General features: G+C 61.4%; 1 protein-coding gene. It reads left to right on the top strand.

Annotation, left to right across the window (positions count from 1 at the left end; translation table 11 throughout):
• Positions 1–505: EF-Tu/IF-2/RF-3 family GTPase (locus QCE79_RS33580; protein WP_309851840.1), on the top strand; the 505-nt coding region annotated here is incomplete at both ends.

Raw genomic sequence — 505 nt, forward strand, 5'->3', positions numbered from 1 at the left:
GGACGGCGCCTTCCTGATGCCGGTGGAAGACGTGTTCTCGATCTCGGGTCGCGGCACGGTGGTGACGGGTCGCGTGGAGCGCGGCGTGGTGAAGGTTGGTGAGGAAATCGAAATCGTCGGTATCAAGCCGACGGTGAAGACGACTTGCACGGGCGTGGAAATGTTCCGCAAGCTGCTGGACCAAGGTCAAGCGGGCGACAACGTCGGTATCCTGTTGCGCGGCACGAAGCGTGAAGACGTGGAGCGTGGCCAGGTTCTGGCCAAGCCGGGTTCGATCACGCCGCACACGCACTTCACGGCTGAAGTGTACGTGCTGAGCAAGGACGAAGGCGGCCGCCACACGCCGTTCTTCAACAACTACCGTCCGCAGTTCTACTTCCGTACGACGGACGTGACGGGCTCGATCGAGCTGCCGAAGGACAAGGAAATGGTGATGCCGGGCGACAACGTGTCGATCACGGTGAAGCTGATTGCACCGATCGCCATGGAAGAAGGTCTGCGCTTC

The sequence above is a fragment of the Caballeronia sp. LZ003 genome (genome assembly GCF_031451465.1).
Taxonomy (GTDB): domain Bacteria; phylum Pseudomonadota; class Gammaproteobacteria; order Burkholderiales; family Burkholderiaceae; genus Caballeronia.